We start from the raw sequence: 25,789 nt of genomic DNA, 5'->3' as shown, positions 1-25,789 counted from the left end.
TCAATGGAAGATCAGCAAGTCGTGCTTGATGGCGGCGGCATGGACGCGTCTGCCGTAACTCAGGAAGAAGCCGTGGCGTACGGGGACGAGCGCTTCGCCGTGAGATTTGAGAAGGCTGCAAACCACTATGGTTTGGAAATTGGACCGGCAAAGTTTCGCGGAAACGGCCGCATCACGATCCAGGGCTCAGTCATAAGCTTCGATGGTAGATCCTGCAGGCTTGGGTGGTTGTGCAAAGAGAAGCATTTTGATGTTCCCGACTCGGACGCATTCAACGTACAACGATCGGACAAAGCGATTATTCTCCAGTTGCGCAATAGCGCTGGTACGTTTTTCTCGATCAGAATAACCGCCTCCAGCACGTTGGCTGCAGCCCGACTGGCATCGCGGCTTCCCGCGCATCAGACGCCCGAGTTTGCTGTCGCGTCGGCCGAACGGTCCGAATTCCACGAGCGTCTGGATGCGCTGAGCCCGAAGGCGATTGCTGTTCCGGTGCTCGTTGGAATCAATATCGTGGTGTTTATCGCCATGTGCGTCAGCGGCGTTGGCATCTTTACAGTCGACGGCAATGCGGTGCTGTCTTGGGGGTCGAATTACGGACCGCTTACCGCCGGTGGCCAGTGGTGGCGTTTGCTAAGCAATATGTTCGTACATTTCGGGGTCATCCACGTCTCACTTAATATGTGGGCGCTTTACGCCAGCGGCCGCACAGTTGAACGCCTTTTTGGTACTGGGCGTTTCATCGTGCTCTACCTGTTTGCCGGCATCGCTGCGAGCATGGTCAGCCTGCTTTGGAATCAGACCGTCAACAGTGCCGGTGCGTCGGGCGCGATCTTCGGTGTCTTTGGCGGCATGCTTGCCTTTGTGATGAACAAACGCAACGAAGTGCCCCAATCGGTGATGATTGAGCATCGCAACAGCACGTTGGGTTTTGCAGCCTATTCGCTGTTCTACGGCGTGGCCCACACGGGCGTGGACAATGCGGCACACATTGGCGGCTTGGTATCCGGTCTGGCGATGGGTTTCGTCCTGGCTCGGCCGCTGACGAGCGAGGCACGCCGTGCCCCGCGACCGGCGAGCTTTTGGCTTTCAGTGTCCCTCGGCGCCGCAGCGCTATTCGCGTTGAGCTGGCCAATGACACATCCAAACGCGCAAACGGCGCGCACCAGGCAGTTCGCTGTGCTGCTTGGGCACCTTAGCGAAGATGAAAATGTCGCTGTCGGCGCGACAAACGCACTGCAGCAGCGCACCACGAGTCAAAAGTTGTCCAACCAGGAAGTGGCAAGGGAACTTTCCAGCGCGGTTTCCCCGAAATGGGATGCGTTGTATAGCGAAGTCGCCGCCGTTCAACTGCAGCCTGGGGACGCGGACTTTGAGCTTCACAACTTGTTGCTTCAGTACTTTGATGCCAGAAGGCAGCAGTTTGCACTGCTTGCCCGGTCGTTGCCCAACAACGATATGGCAATCCTTGAACAGTCAAATGCCCAGAGGGCCTCGGCGGACAAGGCGCTGTCCGAGCTCAAAGCCGAGAGGTCCAAGAAGCCGTGATAGCCCAGAGTTCCCCCATGATCTACTCGACGTTCTGGCGCCGCGTCGGCGCGCAGCTACTTGATGTCGTCGTCCTGCTCCCAGTCCTTGCCCTGCACATCGCGTTGGGTGGCCTGGGGCGCGAGGCCTATGTTGTATCGATAGTGCTTCTATTGCTGTTCAACCTCGGGTATCACGTTTATCTCGTGACGCGGTTTGGTGGCACGCCCGGCAAGTTGCTTGTCGGCTTGCGAATCGTTCGTGTGAATGGACTCCCTGTCAGCTACCAGCAGGCCTTGCTCCGTTACATCGTCTACCTGTTCCTGTCCATTTGCAGCTTCCTTGCCCTGGTCGTGGCGGCGCTGACAATAACCGACGCCGATTACGCGTCGCTCGACTGGCGTCATCGGAACGTGTCCCTGCTTGCGCTTTCACCGAGTTGGTATTCGTGGGTGATAGGACTAACTCGTCTCTGGGGCCTCGGGCTACTGATCGTCATGCTCACCAACAGCGAGCGTCGCACAATCCACGACTTCATTGCCGGGACGGTGGTGGTTCGCAAGGCGCAGTCGCCAGATGTCGCCGACGTGGCTCCAGAGCCTCCGGCCTTGCCGGCGGACTGAACCCGCATCCAGGTGCCTGACCATCCTGGTTTGGACGGCTAGCCTTCTTTTTGCTTCGGTAAAGGGGCTTGACAACGCGCTCGTGCGGTGCAACAAATGGCTACCGGCGCTCTGCCGGCCGGCCCACTGCCAGTCGTACCCCGGGGATACACTTTGTTGCCCACCGCACACTGCAACGTTCTGTCCAATCGCGTGCCGCATGGCGGCGCGATGGGCCGATGTTGTCCGGGCTGACGCCGTAGCGGACGTGCCGCTCGACGTTTAAGGCTGAAAGCCACTACGCCTGCCGCCGCATTCGCGTGCCGCACGGCGGTCGCGACTACCCCAAGAGATCGCCCATGACTCATCCCGCCAACGCGCTTCGGCGTGCGTGTTCGTTCGCATTTGTCCTCGGCAGTGCCGCACTGTCGTCGCCTGCTGGCGCCCAGGCCAGTGCCGAGGCAGGGCAGGTCAAGACGCTCGACCAAGTGGTGGTGACGGGGGTTCGTGCAAGCAACCGTACGTCGCTGGACTCGCCGGTTCCCGTTGATGTGCTTACCCAGGAAGACCTTCGGAGCGCGGGTGCCGTGAATGGCGAACTGGGCGCGGCCCTTGCCGTGCTGTTGCCGTCGTTCAATTTTCCGCGCCAGTCGAATTCTGGAGGGTCGGACCATGTGCGGTCTGCGCAGCTGCGGGGATTGTCGCCGGACGAGGTGCTGGTGCTGGTCAACGGCAAGCGTTTTCACACCTCCGCCCTGGTGAACACCGATACCAAGATCGGTAATGGCACGACGCCGGTGGACTTCAACGCCATTCCCATCAGCGCGATCAAACGCGTCGAGGTGCTACGTGATGGTGCCGGAGCACAGTATGGTTCCGATGCCATTGCCGGCGTCGTGAACATCATCCTGAAGGACGCACCGAGCGGAGGCGAGGTCTCGGCGAACTATGGTGCCTACCATACAAAATTCACACCCACCGATCGCACCATCACCGATGGCCAGGGTGGATACGCGTCCGCCGACTTCGGCACCCGGCTAGGCGACGCGGGATTTCTGCACGCGGGCGTGGAAACCAGCCATCATGCCGGCACCAACCGCGCGGGCTACGACACCGTGCCCGATTTCATCGCCGATCCGACGCCGGCGAACCTGGCGTTGCAGGGCAGACGAAACTACGCCGCGGGGGATCCTCCCAACGAAAGCTACAACGGCTGGTTCAACGGCGAGCTTCCGTTGAATGACCACGCGAGCTTGTATGGCTTTGGCACCTACACGCAACGGCATACCACGGGTGACAACTACTTCCGCTACCCGGATAGCAGCGCCAACGTTCCATCGATCTACCCCGATGGCTATCTGCCGCAGTCACTCGGACACAACCGTGACTTGCAGACGGCCGGAGGTATCCGCGGGACGGCCGGCGAATGGAACTACGACGGTAGCCTCAACTGGGGCAGGAATGCATTTGACTACGACCTGAGGCATTCCCTCAACGCATCCCTGGGTACGGCCAGCCCGACCGACTTCCACATCGGTAGCTACGCTTTCAATCAGGGTACGGCCAATGTCGACGCGAACCGCCAGTTCGACATCGCCGGCAGGCCATGGACCCTCGCCGTGGGCGGGGAATACCGTCGCGAGCACTTCTCCACCGGCGCGGGTGACCCGGCGTCCTATGCCGTGGGCCCGATAGACGCCCCAGCGGGAGCCCAGGCCGGTGGTGGCCTGCAGCCGCAGGACCGGGCCGACCTGTCGCGCCACGTCCAGGCCGCGTATGCGGAAGCTTCCAGCGACCTGACGGATAACGTATTCGTTGACGCGGCAGGCCGGTACGAGCACTACAGCGACTTTGGCGGCAACTGGAGCGGCAAATTGAGCGCGCGCTGGGAATTCACCCCGGGCTTCGCCTTGCGCGGCGCCGCCTCCAACAACCTTCGCGCACCCTCGCTCAGCCAAGTGGGTTACGAGGCGACCACCACCGGCTACGGTGCGGACGGCAAGCTGGTCACCGGCCGCATTCTTTCCGTCAACAACCCACTGGCGCGCGATCTGGGCGCGCAGTCACTCCGTCCGGAAAAGGCGCGTAATTTCAGCCTGGGCCTGACTGGGCAATTAGGCGATGCATTCGACTTTTCCGTCGATGCCTACCAGATCGCCATCGATCATCGCGTCACCTTGTCCGAGACAATCGACAATGATGGCCTGGAGCAATATATCGAGCAGAACTTCGGCGTTCCCGGTGTGCAAAGCGTACAGTTCTTCACCAATGCCGTGAACACGATCACTCGCGGTGCAGAGGCCGTGGGCAACTACCACCAAGCCGTTGCCGCCGGAAAGCTGCTGCTGACCCTCGCGTACAGCCACAACAACACGCAGATTCGCAGCGTGCAGGCGACGCCTGCCGCCTTGCTGGCCGCGGGTGCGGATAACGTGCTGTTCGGTGTGGAAGCGCGCAATACGTTGACCGACGCCGCACCGCGCCAGCGTGGAAGTTTTACGGCGCGATGGGATAACGAGCGCTGGGGCCTGCTCGGACGCGTTACCCGGCAAGGTGCGACCACCCGCGTATTCGATTTCGGCGATGGATTCGAGCCTACGCAAACCTACGTGCCAAGGTTCCAGCTGGACGCCGAGGTGCAGTTCCACGCCACACCTCGACTTAGTTTCTCCCTGGGTGGCGACAACATCACCAACCAATATCCGACGCGGTCGGATAGCGACATCAACTACGGCGGAAACTTTCCCTACGATGTGATTTCACCGATCGGCAGCAACGGCGCTTACTGGTATGGCAGTGTTCGCTACACGTTCTAACTGTCACACCGTTACCACAACCTTCCCGAACTGGCCGTTGGCCTCGAGGTACCGGTGAACCTCCACGATCTCGTCGAAGGGGAAGACCCTGTCGATGACGGGCTTCAACGCGTCGCTGGCGAATCCTTGAACGATATAGCGGACCGACTCCTTTAAGCGGGTGGGATCGCCGCTGGTCTGCCAAATATTGTGGGCCTTGATCGTCTGTCGCTTCGCCAGGAAGTCGAGGACGGGAATCGAAGTGGCCCCATCGTCGAGCGCCCCATAGAGAAGAATGATTCCCTCGACGGCCAGGACTTCCATCAGCTTCGGAAAGGAGGCGCCGCCGACGGGATCGAAAATGACGCGCGCGCCATTGCCGTTCGTGATCTTCAGCACTTCCGCGACCAGATCCTCCTCGCCGGTGACGATGACATGCTTGGCGCCAGCCTCGAGCAGTTGTTGGCGCTTGGCCCGGGTGCGTGTCAGCGCAATGGGAGTCGCACCGACGAGATTGGCAATCTGGATGGCGGCAAGACCGACGCTACTCGAGGCGGCAGGAATCAACACCACGTCTTGCGGCGTGAGTTTGGCACTCTCAATCAGGGCGCCATACGCAGTGACGAACATCATCCAGACCGACGCTGCCTCCTCATGGGAGAGCGATGGCGGATGCTTGACGACGGCATGGATCGGCGCAAGGACCACCTCGCCGTACATGCCGTACTGATTCATCGAGAAAGCTGGAATAGTGCTGACTACGTCACCGAGCTCAAATCCGGTCACGCCCTCGCCGATGGAATCGATGACGCCAGCAGCCTCATAACCGAGTTGCGCTGGCAAGTTGGGCGACTCGATATACGCATCCTCGCGGAACATCGCCTCCGCGCGGTTGATGCCGATCGCCTTGACCTGGATACGGACCTCGCCGGGACCGGCGTCGGGAACAACCACATCTTCAAATGCAAGGACTTCGGGGCCGCCGGACGCGGCGAAACGGACAATGCGGGACATGGGCCACCTTCTTTCCAGCGTCGCGGAATTGCGATCGCTCGAATAAAGATAGGTCCGCCCGATGCGCGTAACTAGCCGATGGTCTGGACTAGCGCTCATTCCAAATCAGCATGAATGGTCGAGCATCGCCTCTTTAACTCAGGCGGCGAGTGCGGCGCGCGGCTGAAGGCAGCTTTCGACGAAGGCGATGAATTCCCGGGCTTTGGCGCTCACCAGCCGGCCAGTAGGGAAGACGGCGGAGAGCGCAACCGGCGCGAGGACCCAATCCACCATGACGGGGACGACGGCACCTGAAACCAATTCCGGTGTGAACGACCATTCCGATGCGATCGTCAAGCCGATGTCGGCCAGGACGGCTGCGCGCACGCCCTCGGAAGCCGTGATGCTGATGCGGCCCCTTGGAGTGATGGTGGCCTCCTCGGTTTCCCGTCGAAACGTACAGGCTTCGCCGACTCCATCATGCGTATAGATCACCAGCTGATGGTCTAGAAGCTCACTGGGCGAGGACGGCGTTCCATGCTGCGCGAGGTAGGCGGGCGTGGCTATCAACAAACGTCGAGCCTGGCCGATCCTGCGGGCCGGCATGGAGAAATCCGCCAGGTCTCCCATGCGCAGGGCGACGTCTATCCCCTCGTCCACAAGGTCGACGTGGCGCTCGTCCAGCCTGAGGTCGAGATCGAGGTCGGGGTGTTTGTCCAGGAAACGTTGAAGCTGCGGGATGATGTGGAGCCTGGCAAAGCAGACCGGTGCCGACACCCGCAGGCGGCCATCCAGGCCGCTCGCGGATCCTCGCGCCGCTCGCACGGCTTCATCGGCGTCCTCCACCGTCCGTTTGGCATGCTGGTAGAAACTAAGCCCGGCCTCGGTGGGTGTCAGGTTTCTGGTCGAGCGCAGCAACAGCCGTACCCCCAGCCATTCCTCAAGCTGGCTGATGGCCTTGGAAGCGGCCGGTTGCCCGATACCCTGGTATCGCGCTGCTGCGGAAAAGGATCCCGTTTCGATAACCCGAACGAAGATCTCGAGGGAGGCTAGGCGATCCATATTTATGCTCCTTTGGAATAAGCATACAAGGATCGAGATGCAAAGCCCTCATCGGCTCGATACGCGGAATTCCCTCCGCGCGCATCCGCGAAACCGCCAACCATATCTTCATCTTCATTCCCCTGTTGATCGATTCTGATTTTGTGCAACCAGCCATCGGCGCCCACACGCGCGCATGTTCTTACGAACGGGCAGGGACAACTTGGTGCTGCGTCCGTGCCCACTGGTATGCGTCAGACGGTTACGGCAAGATGCCGCTACCAGGGGGGATACGAAATGGAAGCATGGCGCGGAGCGGGAGCATCCGATCGGATGATCGTGGGCAAATGGAATACGCCGGGCGCACTCGCCCTGGCCGTGATGATGGCACTAGGCCTCTCGGCGTGTGGCGGTGGAGGTGGCGGAAGCAACGTCAAGTCGACCCCATCGCCCCCGACCAATCCGGGTACACCCGCCGGCTACTCCGGCGGGGCGATCGACGTCGGTGCCAACGCGACCACCACCGTCGCCGATAACCTCGGCGGCTCGGTCGATGTAGTGAAGGGCGGCGACGGCACCCTGGCGCTCACGGGGACCAACACGTACACGGGCGCAACCCAAGTGAATGCGGGCTCGCTCTACGTCAACGGTAACCAGTCCGCGGCAAAGGGCGCGACCACCGTCGCACCCGGCGCCACGCTGGGTGGCAGCGGCATCATTGGCGGCGATGTCACCGTTGGCAGCAACGCGACACTCGCGCCCGGCCAGCAGGGCAGCATTGGCACGCTGACCATCAACGGCAACCTGATCCTCACCGCCGCCTCGCAACTGAATGCAGGCTCCCAGCTGAATTTTGATTTTGCCCAGGCCTCTGGTGGCACGCAGGCCAGCGACCTCATCAACGTCAAGGGTAACCTTACCCTTGCTGGCACGCTCAACGTCAATGTGGCCTCCGGTGGCGATCTTGGCCCGGGTGTGCATCGCCTCATCAACTACGACGGCAGCCTGGTAGATAACGGTCTGTCCCTCGGCTCACTGTCGTCCACCATTTGGGCCCTGCAGACCGGCGTCGCCCACCAGGTGAACCTGATCGATACCCAGGGCATGAATTTCAGCTTCTGGGACGGTGCGGGCCCGAAGGGCAACAACGTGATCGACGGCGGCAGTGGCAACTGGGTGGCAGGCGGGCCGGACACGAGCTGGACCGACGCCAGTGGGGCCGTGAACTCGCGCTTCAACAACGGCACGTTCGCCATCTTCCAGGGCACGCCGGGCACCGTGACAGTGAGCGATGCCAACGGCCCCGTGAACGCGGGCGGCATGCAGTTTGCCGCCAATGGCTATTTGATTCAGGGCGACGCTATACAACTGAGTGGCAGTACCCAGGCGAATAGCTCGCAGTCGATCTTCCGTGTCGGCGACGGCACCCAGGCCGGCGCAGGCTATACCGCCACGATCAACAGCGTGCTTGCCGGATCCACGATGCTGGTCAAGACCGACGCCGGTACCTTGGTGCTGGGTGGCAACAATACGTACACCGGAGGCACCACGATCAGCGGCGGCACGCTGCAGGTCGGCAACGGCGGCGCTACCGGCTCGATCATGGGTGATGTCACCGACAACGCGACGCTTGCATTCAACCGAAGCGACAACGCGGGATACGCGGGAACCGTGAGCGGCACGGGCAATCTGGTGAAAGACGGCGCGGGCTCACTCACGCTTATCGGCCAGAGCACGTACAGCGGTGGCACGATGGTGAAAGCCGGCACGCTGATCCTCGACCTGGGTGCAACCCTCGGCGGCGGAGATGTCACGGTTGGCAACGCCAATGATCACCAATACTTCAACCCGGCATCCACATTGCAGGTGGACCACGGCATCGCGATAGAGAACCACATCGTGCTGCAGGGAAATGGCGTCGTGGACAACGCTGGAACGGTGGGCGGCAACGTAAACATCGGCATCGATAGCAACTTCACCTACGGTGGTAACACCCAGGTGTTGAATCATGATGGCGCGCATATTTCGGGCAATCATGCGGGCATCCTGCTCACTGGCGACTCAGCCTCAGTGATGAACAGCACCGGCGGACTGGTCGAAGGTGGGGACTTTGCCGCGGAACTGGATTATAGCGGCCAGGTCGGCAATGACGGCGTCGGCAGCATCATCCGATCCGTTGCGGGCATCGCTGTCTACGGCGGGGCCGTAAGTGTCACGAACACAGCGGGCGGAACCGTGAGCGGCGGCCTTGGCGCCGTCAAGCTTCTGAATGGCGGCAGCGTCAGCAATGATGGCGCCGGCAGCACGATCACGTCCGCCAGCGGCATGGCCGTGCAAATCCTGGGCAATAGCGGCAGTGTCACCAATACCGGCGGCGCCACGATTTCGAGCCCGACGACGGCGCTCTACATGCAACACGGTGGCAATGTCACCAACGGCGCCGGCTCGACGATAGAAACAACCGTGCCCACGGCGGTGGACTGCGCGACCGGAAACTGCGCCATCTATGTCGACTCGAACGCGTATACACCGAGCAATATCGACGGAGGCGTGACCCTGTCGAACGCTGGAACGATCATCGGCAACGTACAGCTCTTCCCCACCTCGAGCAATAACGTGACCTTGTCGCCCGGGGGTACGATCCACGGCGACCTGGGTATTGGCACGAATAACATGTCGTCCCTGACGCTGAACGGTGTGGCGGGAATCACGCAGTCCTATTCGCAGGCGGTCCTCGGCCACACCACGTTCAATGGTTTCATGACCGGCCCGACGGCCGGAACCTGGGTGATCGACAACGACGATCTGACGCCACGTTCCCTCTCGATCAATGGCGGAACCTTGCAGATTGGCGATGGAGGTACGACAGGCTGGATCGGGTCCACGCTACCCATCGACGTCTACCACGGCAGCCTCGTGTTCGACCGTAGTGATGACGTGGTATTCAATGGCACGATCACGAGCGAGAACACGCAAGGGTTCAACGGCTCCCTCGTTCAGGCCGGCACGGGAACACTGACGCTGCTGCTGGCTGGCAACGACATCAGTCCCGCGACCATCGAAATCCAGCGCGGGACGTTGCAGATCGACAATACGGGGAACCAGCCGGGCGCCACGACGGGGTCCACAATAGTTGAGTCTAACGTGGTGAATAACGGCTCGCTCGTGTTCGACAGCTCGCTGTCGATTTTCGGCCCGCTGATCTCAGGAACGGGTTCTGTTACGCAGAACGGTTCGGCGGAGCTGATTCTTGAAGGCCCCAACACCTATACAGGCCTCACGACAATCAATTCGGGCTCGTTGATGGCCATGCAGGCACTGCCCGGCAGCGTGACCGTGAACCAGGCCGGTACCCTGGATGGCTTCTCAGGCGCGACCGTGCATCCGGGTGTTCCCAGCATCGGCGGGAACCTCTTCAACGCGGGCAAGGTCGTTGTGCACAACGGCGACACCGCGGTCGCTGGCACCTACAACCAGCCTTCGACGGGCACGCTCGCGCTGAATCTTGGCAGCAAACTCGCCGTCACCGGCGCGGCGACGCTGGGCGGCGGTACGCTGGAGATCACCGGCGCCGACAGCGGCTACGTGAGCAACACGCATACCGAAGTGCTGACGGCCGCCAGTGGGCTCACCGGCACCTTCGGCCAGCTGGTAAAGGACACCGGCGTGGTGTTCACCGCGAACACGATCAGCTACGACGCAAACAGCGCGTGGCTCGACACCACGGGCCTCAACGTGACGACAGCCGCCGCGGGCAACGGCGTTTCGTACACGCCCACGTCGTTCAGCAGCGCGCAGCGCGTGCAGGGCGTCTTTACCCAGCTCAACAGCAAGATCGCCGCAGGCAACATGGCGAGCGTATCGAGCGATTTCCTCCAGGCTGCCGGTCAATTCCAGCAGGCGCCCACGCTGCAGGCGGCGCAAGCGTCGTTGCAGAGCCTGTCGGGCCAGCTGCACGCGGCCAGCGCGGCCATGACGTTCGAAGCCATCGACGCTTCCGGCCGTGCGTTGTCGGATCACTTTGACGAAGTGCTGGGGAAGAAAGCCGGCTTCGGCGCGTGGACGCAGAACCTCAACGTCGGCGGCAACATGGGCCGCGCGGGCTACGACGGCGTCGGATTCCAGTTGAATGGCTGGCTGGTCGGTAACGACCGGCAGCTCGGCAGTTCGGGCGTGGCGGGTTTCGCCTTCGGCCAGAGCCAGGGGCAACAGCAGCTCGACCAGAGCTACGATCACAACCGCAGCCGAAGCACCGAAGGCATGTTGTACGCCGGGTGGCTCAACGGCAACTGGTATACCCAGGGCCGCATCGGCTTCGGCCATTTCCAGCAGGACGTAAGCCGCCAGCTGTTGCTGGGCACGAGCGCCGATGGGGTATCGACGAACTACAGCGGCAACTACAACGTCGCCTACGGTGAAACGGGCCTGCACCTGGACGTCGCTGGCAGCCGCATCATGCCGTTCGTCAACGTGGAATACGCGAGCATCGAACGTGGTGGCTTCACCGAGCAGGGCGCCAGCGGTTTCGGCCTGCGCGCGGATGGGCAGACACTCGATCGCTTGCAGGCCGGTGTGGGCCTTCGGGCGGCTCGTCACTGGACCCTCGACGGCGGCCGCGGCGTGGACTTCACCGTGGGTGCGCAATTCCGTCGCACGCTCGCTTCGCATGGTGATGAGTTCAACGCCAGCTTCGTCGGCCTTCAGCAATTCCAGCCGTTGGTCGGTATCGGCCTGTCGCGTTACAGCGGCGTACTGAACCTCGGCCTCAACGCCACCTTGTCGGCGCGTACGTCGCTCAACTTCGGCTACGACTACGAGAATGGACAGCGCGACCAGTCCCAAGTGCTGTCGGCGCACTGGGTGATGGCGTTGTAAGTTCCCGCTATGCGCGCTGTCCAAGCGGTAGCGGTACGGCAAGGTTGGCCGGTTAGCCAAGTGAAGACGTAGCGCTGGGGCGGCGCTCACCTCGTCTTGCGGCCTTGCCGGCTACCGTACGCGCACCCAACCCGAGGAAGCCGGCCCTTCATGTGGACCGTGATCGTCATCACCGCCCTGCTCACCGCCGTGGCCATCATCGTCGCGACCAACTTCCATAAACCGGAAAAGAGCATCCGCTTCCCGGTAAAGCATTGCCACGCGGTACGCGACCCGCAGTTCCGGCTGGAGATGGATGCGATGCTCGGGCCGGACGTACTGGAGGGCAACCGCGTCACGGCGCTGCAGAACGGCGACGAGATCTTCCCGGCCATGCTCGCGGCGATACGTTCGGCCACTCGCACCATCACTTTCGAAACCTACATCTACTGGTCCGGGAAGACAGGCAAGGCATTCGCCGACGCCCTGAAGGAACGTTCCCAGGCCGGGGTGACGGTCCACGTGATGCTGGACTGGGCCGGCAGCGAGAAAATGGACAAGCGCCTGCTCGATGAGTTGCGCGATGGCGGCGTGGAAGTGGAGCGCTACCACCCGTTGCGCTGGTTCAACCTGGCCCGCATGAACAACCGTACCCACCGCAAGATGCTGGTGGTGGATGGCCGGATCGGCTTCACCGGTGGCGTCGGTATCGCCGACCAATGGACGGGCCATGCGCAAGATCCGGAGCACTGGCGCGATATCCACTTTCGCGTCGAAGGCCCGGTGGTCGCCCAGATGCAGGCCTGTTTCATGGACAACTGGATCAAGACCACCGGTACCGTGCAGCACAGCGATGGCTACTACCCGGAACTGGAGCCCGTGGCCGACGAGGCCATGCACCTGTTCGTGAGCTCACCCGCCGCGGGTGGCAATTCGAGCATGCACATGATGTACCTGCTGGCCATCGCCGCAGTGAAGGAAAGCTTCGACCTGGAGGCCTCGTACTTCATTCCCGACGACATCACCATCAAGGCGATCCTCTCCGCGCGCGACCGTGGCGCCCGGGTAAGAATCCTGGTTCCAGGGAAATACATCGATTCGAAGCTGGTGCGCATGGCCTCGCGGCGCACCTGGGGCGTCCTGCTGGCCGCCGGCGTGGAAATCTACGAATACCAGCCCACCATGATGCACAACAAAGTGCTGATCATGGACCGCCACATGGTGTCGGTGGGCTCCACCAACTTTGACATGCGCTCGTTCAACCTCAACGACGAGGCCAGCCTGAATGTGTATTCGGATGCCTTCGGCGCCACGATGACCGGGGTGTTCGAAGCCGACCTGCGGCATGCCAAGGGATATACCCTGGACATGTGGCACCGTCGGCCCCTGTGGCAGAAGCTGGGAGAAGCGATGATGCTGCCGTTCGAGTCGCAGCTATAAGTCGGTGCCCGGCGAACGGGAAGGCTGCGCGCACCTTAAACGGATCGGCGAATGAACGCCCCGGCATTTACACCCTCACCGAAGCCGTGCTGCTGTTGAGTGAGTCATAGATGGCCTAGCCCTCTTTCATTTGGCCATGCGCAAGCATGTGGGAAACCCTTTTTGCTGCATTCATGAGCAAGTGCCTGGCCGTCGTCATGTTGACGGATGATCCGCGCCGCTCGATGAACGGGATCGTCATGGCACAGACGGCACGATCGTGCTCGATCACCGGCGCGGAAAGATCGGTAACGCCATCGACCACCTGGCTGGGGATCGTCGCAATGCCCGCCTGGCGAATTTCATCAATAGCCGTCTCGATAGGCCGGCGGCGCAGGTCCGGCTCATGCGCAATCATGGTCTTGAACCAGCGCTCGCGCGTCTCATCGTCCTGCCATGCCAGCAGGACGTGGCCCGATGCCGAGCGCGACATGGGGCGGCGGTGGCCGACGCGTACGACCAGGCCGATCTCGCCAGGAGGGTCGACGCGCGCGATCACTACGATCTGCTCTTTCGAAGGCACCACCAGATGGCAAGACTGCTCGACCTCTTCTGCAAGTTTATGCATTACCGGAAGCGCAGTCTCGACCAGGCTTTTGACCGGAGGCTGCTCCATTCCGAGACGAAACAGGCGGGGAGTGATCGAGTACGCGCCTTCCCCGCCAGGGCGGCTGATGTAGTCGCGATCCTCCAGGACCTGGAGCATGCGAAAGATTTCGCTGCGTGAGCGTCCTACGCCCTCGGATATTTCCGCGATCGTCAGCGGCGTAACCGCCTTTGCGAGCAGTTCCAGGATATCCAGCCCCTTGTCGAGAGCGGGAGCGCGGTACTTGGGGGACTCGGCAGTCATGTCATTCCGTGGCATCAAAGGCGGTTGCGTGGATGAATAGTAAGTTCATATTTGCACATTCTCCAGTCGAATCATGGGGATGCAACTGCGCCCCGGGAAGGCCTATTCCGAATTTGTCGTATGGACAAAAAAAGACTCTCTGAGCCACCGGTCCAGGTGACCGGCGCCCGCGTAGGGATACGGAACCCCCGGTTTTTATGCGATCGGACCCACGTTGCGACGCAGCATTGAAATGCTTGATTTTTCGGAGCATATTGTGCCTGCCGGACCACCAGTGAACTATAAGTTCGCTAATGAACGGCTAGGGTAGGGGCGCCAAAGGCGCCGGAGAGGGGGCGGTGACAACGTTGTCGAACGGGGCCATGGTTCATGCAGATCGAGCAGCCGTCAAAATGTGGAGCACGTCCGGGTCGTGGACACGGGACGGGGAGATGGCATGGCGTCGCCTCGATGCGACGAACCCTTGCTCGCTACCTTTTCATCGCGAGCTGGCTGCTCTGCGGAGCGGCCATGGCCCAGTCGCCGACCGCGCCGACTGCCGACAAACTGTCCTCCTCGGCACAGGATGCGGCCTGGCAGCAGGCAAGCGCCAAGTTTGCATCGCAGCGCAAGGTCATTCTCGATCGCGTAGCCGAAGGCGCCAGCCAAGGACCTTTCCGAAGCGACTGGACATCACTGCAGCAATACCGTTCGCCGACATGGTACGACGATGCCAAATTCGGCATCTTTATCCATTGGGGCGTTTATTCCGTCCCGGCTTTTGGCAGCGAGTGGTATTCGCGCAACATGTATCAGCAGGGGACAAAAGAGTTCGCCCATCATGTGGCGACCTATGGCCCGCAATCGACATTTGGCTACAAGGACCTGGTGCCCTTGTTCAAGGCCGAACACTTCGACCCATCTGCATGGGCGCAGCTCTTTCACGATGCAGGGGCCCGCTATGTCGTGCCGGTGGCCGAACACCATGACGGTTTCGCCATGTACGACTCCTCGCTTTCGGATTGGACAGCGGTAAAGAAGGGCCCGCATCGCGATGTCATCGGGCAACTGGAAAAGGCGGTACGAGCACAGGGCATGCGTTTTGGCGTGTCGTCCCATCGCGCGGAGCACGACTGGTTCTTCGATGGCGGCCGCCGCTTCGATTCGGACGTGAACGATCCACGCAATGCCGAGCTCTACGGGCCGGCGGTGGCTCACCTGAGCAAGCAGGATGAGAACCTGGCAGCGGATTGGACCTACGTTTCACAGGCATGGCTGGACGATTGGCTTGCGCGGACCGCGGAGCTGATCGACAACTATCATCCGGACATCATCTACTTCGACTGGTGGATCGGCCACCCGACATTCCGCAATACCTTGCCAACCCTGCTTTCGTATTACTACAACGAAGGATCCAGGCGCGATGGCGTGGTGGTCAACTACAAGCTTGGCGACTTTCCGGAAGGCGCGGGTACGCTTGATATCGAGCGTGGTCAGCTGTCGGGTATCCATCCGACCCATTGGCAGACCGATACATCCATCAGCAATGAGTCGTGGGGCTATATCGATCACGACACCTACAAGTCGCCGACGTTCATCGTTCATCTGTTGGTCGATGTAGTCAGCAAGAACGGTAACTTGATGCTCAATGTCGGGCCGCGTGCGGACGGTACGATCCCGCAGGCCGCGCAGGATACGCTCAAGAACATCGGGCGCTGGCTGAAGCTCAACGGCGAGGCCATCTACGGCAGCAAGCCATGGCGGACCTACGGTGAAGGTCCGACCGAAGTCGTGGGCGGATCGTTCCAGGACGTCAAGACCAAGCCCTATACACCGCAGGATTTTCGCTTCACGACGGACAACGGGAAGCTTTATGCGATCGAGTTGGGTTGGCCGGCAACGGCGACCACGACGATCCATTCGATCAAGCCGGCTGATGCTGTGTCGCGTGTCGAGCTGCTAGGTGGCGGCATCGTTCCCTTCACCCAGGACGCGAAAGGCCTGCATCTGCGTCTTCCCGCTCACCCTGTCGGTACGGATGCATACGTTTATCGCATCACGCTGTCCCCACCGACCTCGTCCAAGGCGGCCCCATGAAATTTCGGTCATTGGTTTTGATTGCGTGTTTTGGCATGTTGCCGTTGAGCGTGCTTGCCAAAACGCCAAGTGCGCTGTTCTACATGATGGAAACGCAGAAATCGATCAACTCGTTCGAAGCGCATATCGACAAGATCGACCTGCTCGTTCCGACCTGGTTCGGTGTCGACGAAAACGGCCTGGTTTCCGGCGCACCCAATACCTATGTTCTGGACCTTGCCAAGGCGCATCGGTTGCCGGTAATGCCGATCATCTCGGCGGGCGGCGATCGCAAGAAGTTCCATGACCTGATGGCCAGCGAAAAAGCCAAGAAGGCCATGATCGACGGCATGATCGTACAGGCGAAGCGGTACGGCTTTGTCGGGTTCCAGTTCGACTTCGAGAATATCGCCTGGACTGATCGCGACGCTTTGACGCTGCTGACCAGGCAAACGGCCGAGGCGTTGCACAAGAACGGCCTGAAACTCTCGATGGCGGTGGTGCCCAACGCGCCTGGCTATGCGGGCCGGGGACCATTCGGTAAATGGATGTGGGAATACTGGCGTGGCGCGTACGACCTCAAGGCGCTCGGCCAGGTGCTCGACCTGGTCTGCCTGATGACCTATGACCAGCACACCCGGTGGACCACCCCAGGCCCGGTGGCAGGCATGCCATGGGTCATGGAAAACCTGGAGTACGCGCTCAAGGTGGTGCCCAAGGAAAAACTTTCGCTAGGCATCGGCCTCTACGGCTACCACTGGTTTACCGGCAATCCTGTGCGCGAGGACGGTAAGGAAAGCTCGAATATTTCGGCCGACTACATCGACGCCGACGAATCCTTTCCATTGGCCAAGCAGTTCAACGTCACCATGCAATGGGACCCGGTCGAGCATGAATCGTGGTTCTACTTCTATCGCGACCAGATGCGCGAGTGGGTATTTCTGCCGGATGCACGAGCGTTTCGCGATCGCTACGACGTAGCGAAGCAGTATGACCTGCAAGGGTTCTGCGCCTGGGTGCTAGGTGCGGAAGATCCAAAAGTCTGGGAAACATTGCCCGATGCAGTCAGGTAGACCCGGCAGGTCGTAGCCTCGTAGGGAGACAGGCACGGCGGCTGGTGCGAAAGCAATACAAAAAAGCAGTCACACATTAATGCTTCCCGGGGAGGGTTAATCATGAATAAGGTCTGTTTACGGCGCCGCGTACTCACCAGTTCCTTGGCGCTGGCGCTTTTCACGCCACATGTTTTCGCACAGCAGGCGTCATCGGACGCGCAGTCATCCAGCAAGCCGGACAAGGCGGTGGAACTGAAAGGGGTCACGGTTACCGGTTCGATGATCCCGCGCGTGGAAGTGGAGGGACCGGCTCCCGTGGTCAGCATCACCGGCGAGCAGATCAAGCAGCAAGGCTTCACCACGCTGTGGGAATTCCTCGATTCGTTGCCGCAGGTGGGCCAGCAGATTCAGGACTCGGCGGCCTGGGGTTCCAGCTCGGTCAATGCGCGCTCAGTCAACCTGCGCGGATTGGGGCCTGGCTTCAGCCTGCTGATGATCGACGGCCATCGCGTGGTGGATTACCCGCAGCCGTTGAGCAAGCAGAGCAACTTCCAGAACTACAACAACATCCCCACCGGCATGATCGACCATATCGAGATCCTGGCGTCCGGCGCCTCGTCGATCTACGGTTCGGACGCAGTGGCGGGTGTAGTCAACGTGATCCTGAAGAAGAACTACCAGGGTGACGAACTGCAGGTGACCGGTGGCGGCGCCACGCGCGGTGGCCGCGCGTATGGCGACATCAACTTCTTCGGTGGCAAGTCCGGCGACAACTGGCACATCCTCTACAACCTGGAGAAGTCCAACCGAACGGCGTTGTGGGGCATGGACCGTCCGTACCAGGACTCGGTATCCGATGCAGGCTATGGCGCCTGGGGCCCGGCTGCGCGCATGTTCGGCTACCAGTACGACGCGGCCGGCGCCGTCGCTCTTTCGGCGATGAACGGCAATGGCCAGTACCTTACGCCGCCGGCGGGCACCTGCGGGAAGTTCACCAACTCGCAGCTGAGCCAGTCGCATACCGTCACCACCAATGGCACGCAGATCAGTGGCGTGACCAACAATGGTTACTACTGTTCGCAGCCAGCCTTGTTCCAGAACTGGGTGCTGACACCCGGCAGCCGCAGCAACAATGGTTACCTGGCCGGCGAGTACGACTTCTCCAACGGCTTGCAGCTCTATGGCTCGGCGGCCCTGTACGACACGGTGGGCATCTCCAACACCCAGTTGAACGCCTTCGGCACCGGGGAGTTCTACGACCAGAGCACGGGGCAGGTGATCCACCAGGCCATCCGCCAGTTGACCGCGCAGGAAATGGGCACCTCGGCCAATACCCACGATCGTGAGCAGAACTGGAACCTGCAGGCCGGCGTGCGGGGCACCATATTCGACGGCAAGTTCAACTGGGATTTGAACCTCAATAGCCAGAAGTACATCGTGCGCGAGGATTACACCGCGTATAACGCCCAGGGCATGAACGACTTCTTCCTTGGCAAGCAGCAGGGCACCACTGCCGACGGCTTGCCCATTTACGCCATGAACTGGCAGCAGTGGTGGAACCCGATCACGCCAGCGCAATACAGCCAGTTTGCGGTCAATGGCGAGAACACGTCGTCGTCGTGGCTGGACCAGGCACAGTTCCGCCTCAATGGCGACTTGTTCAAGTTCCCGTGGGTGGACGAGTCGGTGGGCTGGGCGGCCGTGGTGGAAGCTGCGCACAACGGTTTCAAGCTCTCGCCCGACGTGCGCGGGCTCGACCCGAGCACGTTCCAGAACCCATTCGGGGCGTACCTCACCGGTGGCGGCACCCGCCAGCGATATTCGGTGGGCTCCGAATTCCGTGTACCGGTGCTCGATTCGGTGACCTGGACCATTTCCGGCCGCCTGGACAAGTACAACGATGCCAGCAGCGCCGACGTCGCCCGCACCTGGGGCTCGGCCCTGGAATGGCGTCCGCTCGACAGTCTGCTGCTTCGTGGCAGCTACGGCACCAACTTCAAGGCGCCGGACATGCAGGCCATCTACCTGACCGGCTCCACCTCGCCGGTCGGCGATTACATCGATCCCTTGCAGTGCATCAACGCCATCAAGGCTGGCCAGAGCAACAACACCTGGTGCAACCAGGTGCAGAGGCCGACCTCGCAGTATTACACCTTGTACACCAATGGCAGCCGCCTGCTGTTGCCGCAGACGGGCCGCTCATGGACCTATGGTTTCGTCTGGCAGGTTCCGGGCGTGCAGGGCCTGTCCGTGTCCGCCGACTATTGGCACATGGGCGTGGACAACGCCATCCAGTACCTCGACCAGAACACCGTGCTGAACGACGAGGCCGGCTGCCTTACCGGCTTCAAGCCGAACGGCACATCCGGTTTGTCGCCCTATACGGCGCATGTGCAGGGTTCGGCGTATTGCCAGATGGTGACCCAGATGGTTCAGCGCAATGCGGCCGGCCAGGTCGTTACCGTACATTCGGGCCCGATCAACGAGGCCTCGCTGTACGTGAGCGGCGTGGATGCCTCGCTGGACTACAAGATGCACACCGACGGTTACGGTGACTTCCGTGCCGGTATCAACTACACCAATAATCTCTCGTACAAGCAGCGTGTACTGGCTTCCGATGAGTTGCAGAACACCCGCTACCAGAACGTGGCGAGCCGGGTCACCTGGATCGGCGACTGGAACAAGGGTGACTGGAACGTGTCGATCTCCGGCGTGCGCGACGGCAGCATGCGCGCTCCCAACTATGGCGGCTGCACCGTGCTGCCCAATGGCATCCAGCCGGGCATGGTGACGGTGCCCAATGGCGGCCAGGCGGTTAGTACCGGCATATGCCAGGTAACGCTCGATGGCAATCCAGTGACCGTCAGCGACTCCACCACGTACCAGGGCCGGACGCCGGTGTGGATCACCTGGAACACCTCAGTTGGCTGGCAGATGAACCCGGACACCAAGTTGAAGCTTACCGTGTCCAACATCTTCAACAAGGTCGGCTCGATTCCATACTATGCCGGTGGCTTCGAGTTCGTTACGACAGGGCAGACCGCTAGTGAGTACAACGGTCGCGAAATATTCCTGACGTTCGACTACAAGCTTGATTGAAGCTGGCTTGACTGAGTCCTTACCCATCCAGCGGCCTTCTGACGGAGGCCGCTAACCATCCGCCCGGTCTTTTTGTCCTTCTGCTGATGGCTAATGGATCACCGCGATTGCTCGGCGAACTCATGCTCGTTGCGAGCCTGATCGCCTTTGGCGATATGGCGACCGTCCTTCGATACGCTGGGAAGAAGGGCGCCGCCCTGGGTATTCATGGGTTTACGGGACTGGTCATCGTCGCAACGGGTGCATGCCTCATCTTCGGTGCCAAGTAAAAACTGATCTAACTTGGCGAACCGTCCACGGCCAAGCCAACAGTCTGCAGGTAGCGCTCCAGCACTTCGATATCGCCGGAGGCAACGATCGCACCGACGTAGCCGTCGGGACGTATCAGCATCCAATCTCCGGACGCTGGGGCGTAGGCCTCGCGGAAGTGGCCGCCGTGATCGAAAAGATCGCCGTGCGCACCGAACGTGTGGATGTGCAAGCCTGAGCGTGGTGTCACGGCATCACGAAGAACTTCACAGCCCAGCAGCGTCCAGTGCGCACCTTTAAACAGTTCGAACAGTCGCGTCCGCTGGCCGGCAGCGCCCATGATCGGTGCGTCCGGCGCGCGGTCGCCCGCGAGCAGGCCGCTGATGCGTTCGGGCTGTTCCAGCGCGAGCGGCGATTCGGGGTACCCAATGTCGAGTTGGTGGACCTCGCGTCCGCGCCGCGTATCACCACGCTTCGCGGCGTCCAGCAGCTTCGTGGCAAGACCGAGCATGTCCGCCGCCACCGGTCGGCGCTCCTCCTCGTAGCTGTCGAGCAAGGTCTCGGGTGCACCGCCGACCACCGCCGCCAATTTCCAGCCCAGGTTGTAGGCGTCCTGGACACTGGTGTTGAGGCCCTGGCCGCCGGTCGGCGGATGCACATGCGCAGCGTCGCCGATCAGAAACGAGCGACCAACACGATAGCGATCAGCCAACCGCGCGTTCATGCTGAAAGCTGATGCCCACGAGACCGAACGGATGCGAATGTCGTCGCGGCCGGTGCGCTGGGCCACCATGGCGGACAATCCTTCGGCGGAAAGATCGATATCTCCTTCCCGGGGAATTGGCGCCTGCAACTGGAACAGATCGGTTCCGGCGAGCGGGCAAAGGGACATCTGCGCATCCATCGCGCCCTCGTTGAAACGATGCCACACCTCGCGCCCCAATCCGGTCAGGGCGACGTCTGCTACCACGGCGCGCACACCCAATGTCTTGCCCGGAAAGTCGATGCCCAGTGCGTGGCGTACGAAACTGCGGCCGCCATCGGCGCCAACCAGATAGCGCACGCGCACAACCTCTTCGCCCGTTGGGCTGGCCAGCCGCACCGCCACGCCGTGCTCGTCCTGCGCGAAGCCGACCAGCTCGCATCCAAACGTCGGTCGATGCCCCAGTTCGACCAGCCGCTCGCGCATCACGCCCTCGGTCAGGAACTGCGGCACCAGCAGGGGAAGATGATAGGGCTCCGCAGTTGTCGGGGCCTCGTGCTCCATGACGAGCGAGTCGGTGTAGCTGCCATCGGCGCGGTATTCCCGCTGGGGCGGATACAAGCCGCCGGCCGCGACGACCCGGTCGACGATGCCCAGATCCTCGAAGACTTCCTGCGTTCGCGGCTGGATACCCTTGCCGCGCGAGCCACGGAAAGGGCCTTCCATCTTCTCGATAAGGCGGAAGGACACGCCCCGCCGTGCCAGGTCGATCGCGAGCGTGAGGCCGGCGGCGCCGGCCCCGCAGATCAATACGTCGGCGGAAAAATGCTGTGTCATGGCGGGCTCCAATATGTGTAATATGCACCTAACTGGAGCCGATGCTATGCCTTCAAAGAAAAATGTGCAAGATACACATATATCCCTGCAACTGCGGGCCTTGCATGGCGCGCTGATCAGTATTGTCGGCGTCATGAACCGCCCGCAGCGCGACGAGGCAATGGTGCGGGAAGCCGGTATTTCGCTGGATCGTGCCTTGTTTCCGCTGCTGGTAGGCATCGAGCGGCTAGGGCCTATCGGTGTGGTCGATCTTGCCGACCGCGTCGGGCGCGACTACACCACCGTCAGTCGACAGGTCGCAAAACTGGAGAGCCTAGGTTTGGTGCAACGCCAGGAAGGCGTTGAAGACCGCCGCGTGCGGGAGGCCATGGTGACGCCGAAGGGCAAAGTCATGACCGATGCCGTGGACGCCGCGCGGGAACGGATGGGGCGAGCGATATTTGCGAAGTGGAAGGAACGAGATTTCGAGGAGCTGGTAAGGCTTTTGCAGAAATTTGCGAAAGACATCGAGGGTGAAACTCCCGGCGATCGGTAAGCGCCGGCCAGTCGCTTTGAGCGACCAGTCTCAGGGATTAGAGAACGGCCTTTAGATAAGCCCCGGTACGGCTCCCTGCGTGCCTCGCGAGCTTCGCCGGCACCCCCGCGAACACGATCGATCCGCCCTCATCCCCCGCGCCCGGCCCGACGTCGATCACATAGTCGCTCGCGGCCACCACGCGCATGTCGTGCTCCACCGCGATCACCGTATGGCCGGCATCCACCAGCGTGTTGAGCTGCCGCATCAGCCGGTCGACATCGGCCGGGTGCAGGCCTGTGGTGGGTTCGTCGAGCACGTAAAGCGTATGGCTGCGGTTGGCGCGTTGCAGTTCGGTGGCGAGCTTGATGCGCTGGGCCTCGCCGCCGGAGAGTTCGGTCGCCGGCTGGCCGAGCCGCAGGTAGCCAAGCCCCACATCGCGCAGCACGGTGAGCGAACGCAGCACGGGTGCATCGTCGGCAAAAAAGTCGCAGGCATCGGCCACCGTCAACCCGAGCACCTCGGCGATGTTCCTGCCGCGGTAGGCAATTTCGAGGGTCTTGGCGTTATAGCGTGCGCCATGGCAGGTGGGGCAGGGCGAATACACGCTCGGCATGAAGAGCAGTTCGACACATACGAAGCCCTCGCCCGCGCAAGTCTCGCAGCGCCCCTTGGCCACGTTGAACGAGAACCGACCGGCATCGTACTTGCGCGACCGCGCGGCGCGCGTCGCCGCGAACAGCTTGCGTACGTGGTCGAACAGCCCGGTGTACGTCGCCAGGTTCGAACGCGGCGTGCGGCCGATCGGCTTCTGGTCCACGCGCACCAGCCGTCGGACGATATCGCCACCGGCCACGATGCGGCCACCGCTGGCGACAACCTCGGCGCGTTCGAGGATGTCGCCCTCGGCATCCTCGGGTTCCACGTCCTGCCCCAGCTGCGTAGCCACCAGCTCTACCAGGGCCTGCGTCACCAGGCTCGATTTTCCCGAGCCCGAGACACCGGTGACCGAGGTGAAGGCACCGAGCGGGAAGGCAACGTCCACGCCGTCGAGGTTGTTGCGCGTGACGCCTTCGAGCCGGAGCCACGTGTCCAGCGGCCGCGGCACATGCTTGACCGGCGCGGCCGCGCCAAGCACGTAGCGCCGCGTCTGCGACGCCGTGACCTTCGCCAGGCCCTTCGGCGGCCCACTGTAGAGGATCTCGCCGCCCTGCTCGCCCGCCAGCGGGCCCACGTCCACCAGCCAGTCGGCGTGCTCGATCACGTCGATCTCGTGCTCGACGACGAACAGCGAATTTCCCGCCGCTTTCAGCTGGTCCATCGCGCGCAACAGGGCCTGGGTATCGGCCGGATGCAGGCCGGCAGAGGGCTCGTCCAGCACGTAGACCACGCCGAACAGGTTGGAGCGTATCTGCGTACCCAGCCGCAGGCGCTGCAACTCGCCCGGTGACAATGTCGGCGTGCTGCGCTCGAGTGTGAGGTAGCCAAGGCCAAGGTCGACGAGGATCGACACCCGCGCGAGCAGGTCCTCGGCGATGCGTTGGGCCACCACCGCCTGCTCAGGATGCGTCTTGGCGAGCTTGCGCTGCGCTGGCGCGCTGTTGTCCGCCGTGGGACGCATGGCGTCGGCGAGGCGTTTCAACGGCAGCCGTGAAAGCTCCGCGATGTCGAGCCCGGCGAATGTCACCGACAGCGCCGCGCGCTGCAGCCGCTTGCCATCGCACGTGGGGCACTGCGCACTGCCCATGTAGCGCGATACGCGATTCTTCAGCATCTCGCTCTGCGTATTGGCGAACGTGTGCAACACGTAGCGCCGCGCGCCGGTAAACGTGCCGTTGTACGCCGGCTCCTGCTTCTGGCGAATCGCCCGCTTCACCTGCTCGACGGTGAACCCCGGATACACCGGCACCACCGGCTGCTCCTCGGTGAAGAGTATCCATTCGCGCGTCTTCTTCGGCAGCGACTTCCATGGAACGTCGATGTCATGGCCCATGGTGGTGAGGATGTCGCGCTGGTTCTGGCCGTGCCAGGCCGGCGGCCACGAGGCGATCGCGCCATCGCGGATCGTCTTCGTCGGGTCGGGCACCATCAACGCCTCGGTGACCTCGTAAACGCGGCCCAGGCCGTGGCAGGTGGGGCAGGCACCCGCGGGCGTGTTCGGCGAGAAGGCATCGGAATACAGGATGGGCTGCCCGGCAGGATATTGCCCGGCACGCGAATAGAGCATGCGCAGGGAATTGGAAATCGTGGTGACGCTGCCGACCGACGAGCGCGAGGTGGTCGCACCGCGATGCTGTTGCAGGGCCACGGCAGGTGGCAGCCCCTCGATGGAATCCACGGCCGGCACGCCGACCTGATCGAGCAGGCGCCGTGCATAGGGCGACACCGAATCGAAATAGCGGCGTTGCGCCTCGGCATACAAGGTACCGAACGCGAGAGAGGATTTTCCCGAACCGGAGATGCCAGTGAAGACGACCAGCGCATCGCGCGGGATGTCCAGGTCGACGTTCTTGAGGTTGTGCTCGCGCGCGCCGCGGACGTGGACGAAGGTGTCGTGCTGCGCCGGTTTGGGCGGGGTCATGGCGGATCCGTTAGCTCGACTCGGTTGTCGCACAAAGCGCGTCGATACCCCGTGCACTCGTGCAACCCGTCATCACCCTACTTCGGCTTCTTGCCCGCGAGGAGAGGCTTGGTGGCAGCCTGGCTTATCCAAGACATCAACTGCTTCTCGTCAAGATCCTTTCCAGACGTCAATTCAACGCCCCGCGTCGATTTGCCCATGCCGGTCGGCGTTACAGGTGGTTCTGGATGGATCTCGGTGCCGCGGATGAACATCAGCTTCACGTGGCCGACGAAAGCGCCGGAGGAGAAACACCAGCCATCACTAACTCCGTAATACGCCATGCCCCACTTTACGCCGCGCTTCAGGCCGGGCACGGCTCTCTCCGCCAACGCATCGACCCGTTCTGCGATCCCGCGCTGGGGCTGCGGCAGGCTAGCAATATAGGCGAACACGGGGTCGTCGCCGTCCGCGGCTTTTGCAGAACTCGCCTTGCCAGTCATGGCGACAAGAAGCTCTTCCGCTCCGACTTTGCTCGCAGGCTTGTTCACCGACTTTTTCGTCATGGGTACCCCC

At 61.9% G+C, this 25,789-nt stretch carries 16 protein-coding genes; 10 read left to right on the top strand and 6 right to left on the bottom strand.

The annotated features are described in order from the left end of the window. Nucleotides 1-3: 3 nt before the first annotated feature. The 3 genes from NDK18_RS13760 (at nt 4) to NDK18_RS13750 (ending at nt 4,945) form a co-directional block, all read left to right on the top strand. The gene (locus NDK18_RS13760) at nt 4-1,548 is read left to right on the top strand and encodes a rhomboid family intramembrane serine protease (RefSeq protein ID WP_250628075.1); all 1,545 of its coding nucleotides are present in this window, start codon (nt 4-6) and stop codon (nt 1,546-1,548) included. Between the two features lie 17 nt (nt 1,549-1,565). Then, on the top strand, nt 1,566-2,150 hold the full coding sequence (locus tag NDK18_RS13755; RefSeq protein ID WP_250628074.1) for an RDD family protein: 585 nt from the start codon (nt 1,566-1,568) through the stop codon (nt 2,148-2,150). A 338-nt stretch (nt 2,151-2,488) separates the two neighbouring features. Next, complete coding sequence (locus NDK18_RS13750) at nt 2,489-4,945, top strand: TonB-dependent receptor plug domain-containing protein (protein WP_250628073.1); 2,457 nt, start codon at nt 2,489-2,491, stop codon at nt 4,943-4,945. A 3-nt stretch (nt 4,946-4,948) separates the two neighbouring features. Here NDK18_RS13750 and NDK18_RS13745 read toward each other — a convergent pair whose 3' ends face one another. After that, nucleotides 4,949-5,938 carry a zinc-dependent alcohol dehydrogenase family protein gene (locus tag NDK18_RS13745; protein WP_250628072.1) on the bottom strand — a complete coding sequence of 330 codons (990 nt, stop codon included), beginning with the start codon at nt 5,936-5,938 and terminating at the stop codon, nt 4,949-4,951. A gap of 138 nt (nt 5,939-6,076) precedes the next feature. Next, nucleotides 6,077-6,979 (bottom strand): LysR family transcriptional regulator, encoded by a 903-nt coding sequence (locus NDK18_RS13740; RefSeq protein ID WP_250628071.1) that lies wholly within the window; start codon nt 6,977-6,979, stop codon nt 6,077-6,079. A 312-nt stretch (nt 6,980-7,291) separates the two neighbouring features. On the opposite strand from NDK18_RS13740, the gene NDK18_RS13735 reads away from it, so the two are divergent. Both NDK18_RS13735 and cls read left to right on the top strand, forming a co-directional pair. After that, complete coding sequence (locus NDK18_RS13735) at nt 7,292-11,833, top strand: autotransporter domain-containing protein (RefSeq protein ID WP_250628070.1); 4,542 nt, start codon at nt 7,292-7,294, stop codon at nt 11,831-11,833. Between the two features lie 150 nt (nt 11,834-11,983). After that, entirely contained in the window at nt 11,984-13,252 is a 1,269-nt protein-coding gene (gene cls, locus NDK18_RS13730; protein ID WP_250628069.1) for a cardiolipin synthase, read from the top strand. Nucleotides 13,253-13,367: 115 nt separating this feature from the next. On the opposite strand, the gene NDK18_RS13725 is transcribed toward cls, so the two are convergent. Then, complete coding sequence (locus tag NDK18_RS13725; RefSeq protein ID WP_250625968.1) at nt 13,368-14,141, bottom strand: IclR family transcriptional regulator; 774 nt, start codon at nt 14,139-14,141, stop codon at nt 13,368-13,370. Between the two features lie 369 nt (nt 14,142-14,510). Between NDK18_RS13725 and NDK18_RS13720 the strand changes: the two genes are divergently transcribed. The 4 genes from NDK18_RS13720 to NDK18_RS13705 all read left to right on the top strand — a co-directional run bounded on the left by NDK18_RS13720 (nt 14,511) and on the right by NDK18_RS13705 (nt 20,619). Further along, entirely contained in the window at nt 14,511-16,217 is a 1,707-nt protein-coding gene (locus NDK18_RS13720) for an alpha-L-fucosidase (protein WP_425600646.1), read from the top strand. Further along, nucleotides 16,214-17,269 (top strand): glycosyl hydrolase family 18 protein, encoded by a 1,056-nt coding sequence (locus NDK18_RS13715; protein ID WP_250628067.1) that lies wholly within the window; start codon nt 16,214-16,216, stop codon nt 17,267-17,269. The genes NDK18_RS13720 and NDK18_RS13715 overlap by 4 nt, the downstream gene beginning before the upstream one ends. A 102-nt stretch (nt 17,270-17,371) precedes the next feature. Next, nucleotides 17,372-20,350 carry a TonB-dependent receptor plug domain-containing protein gene (locus tag NDK18_RS13710; protein WP_250628066.1) on the top strand — a complete coding sequence of 993 codons (2,979 nt, stop codon included), beginning with the start codon at nt 17,372-17,374 and terminating at the stop codon, nt 20,348-20,350. Between the two features lie 11 nt (nt 20,351-20,361). After that, on the top strand, nt 20,362-20,619 hold the full coding sequence (locus tag NDK18_RS13705; RefSeq protein WP_345777086.1) for a DUF4267 domain-containing protein: 258 nt from the start codon (nt 20,362-20,364) through the stop codon (nt 20,617-20,619). Nucleotides 20,620-20,627: 8 nt separating this feature from the next. Here the strand turns inward: NDK18_RS13705 and NDK18_RS13700 are convergent, their stop codons facing one another. Then, nucleotides 20,628-22,139: an FAD-dependent oxidoreductase gene (locus NDK18_RS13700; RefSeq protein WP_250628064.1), complete on the bottom strand. Its 1,512-nt coding sequence runs from the start codon at nt 22,137-22,139 to the stop codon at nt 20,628-20,630. Between the two features lie 46 nt (nt 22,140-22,185). On the opposite strand from NDK18_RS13700, the gene NDK18_RS13695 reads away from it, so the two are divergent. Next, entirely contained in the window at nt 22,186-22,674 is a 489-nt protein-coding gene (locus NDK18_RS13695) for a MarR family winged helix-turn-helix transcriptional regulator (RefSeq protein WP_250628063.1), read from the top strand. 37 nt (nt 22,675-22,711) lie between these two features. Here NDK18_RS13695 and NDK18_RS13690 read toward each other — a convergent pair whose 3' ends face one another. Both NDK18_RS13690 and NDK18_RS13685 read right to left on the bottom strand, forming a co-directional pair. Beyond that, nucleotides 22,712-25,234, bottom strand: coding sequence for an excinuclease ABC subunit UvrA (locus NDK18_RS13690; RefSeq protein WP_250628062.1), 2,523 nt, complete (start codon nt 25,232-25,234; stop codon nt 22,712-22,714). Between the two features lie 77 nt (nt 25,235-25,311). Next, nucleotides 25,312-25,779 (bottom strand): DUF1801 domain-containing protein, encoded by a 468-nt coding sequence (locus NDK18_RS13685; protein ID WP_250625960.1) that lies wholly within the window; start codon nt 25,777-25,779, stop codon nt 25,312-25,314. Between the last annotated feature and the right edge of the window lie 10 nt (nt 25,780-25,789).

This window comes from Pinirhizobacter soli (genome assembly GCF_015905305.1).
Classification (GTDB): Bacteria; Pseudomonadota; Gammaproteobacteria; order Xanthomonadales; family Rhodanobacteraceae; genus Pinirhizobacter; species Pinirhizobacter soli.
Note: the sequence above shows the minus strand (reverse complement) of the source record. Positions and strands in the feature narration are given on the sequence as shown.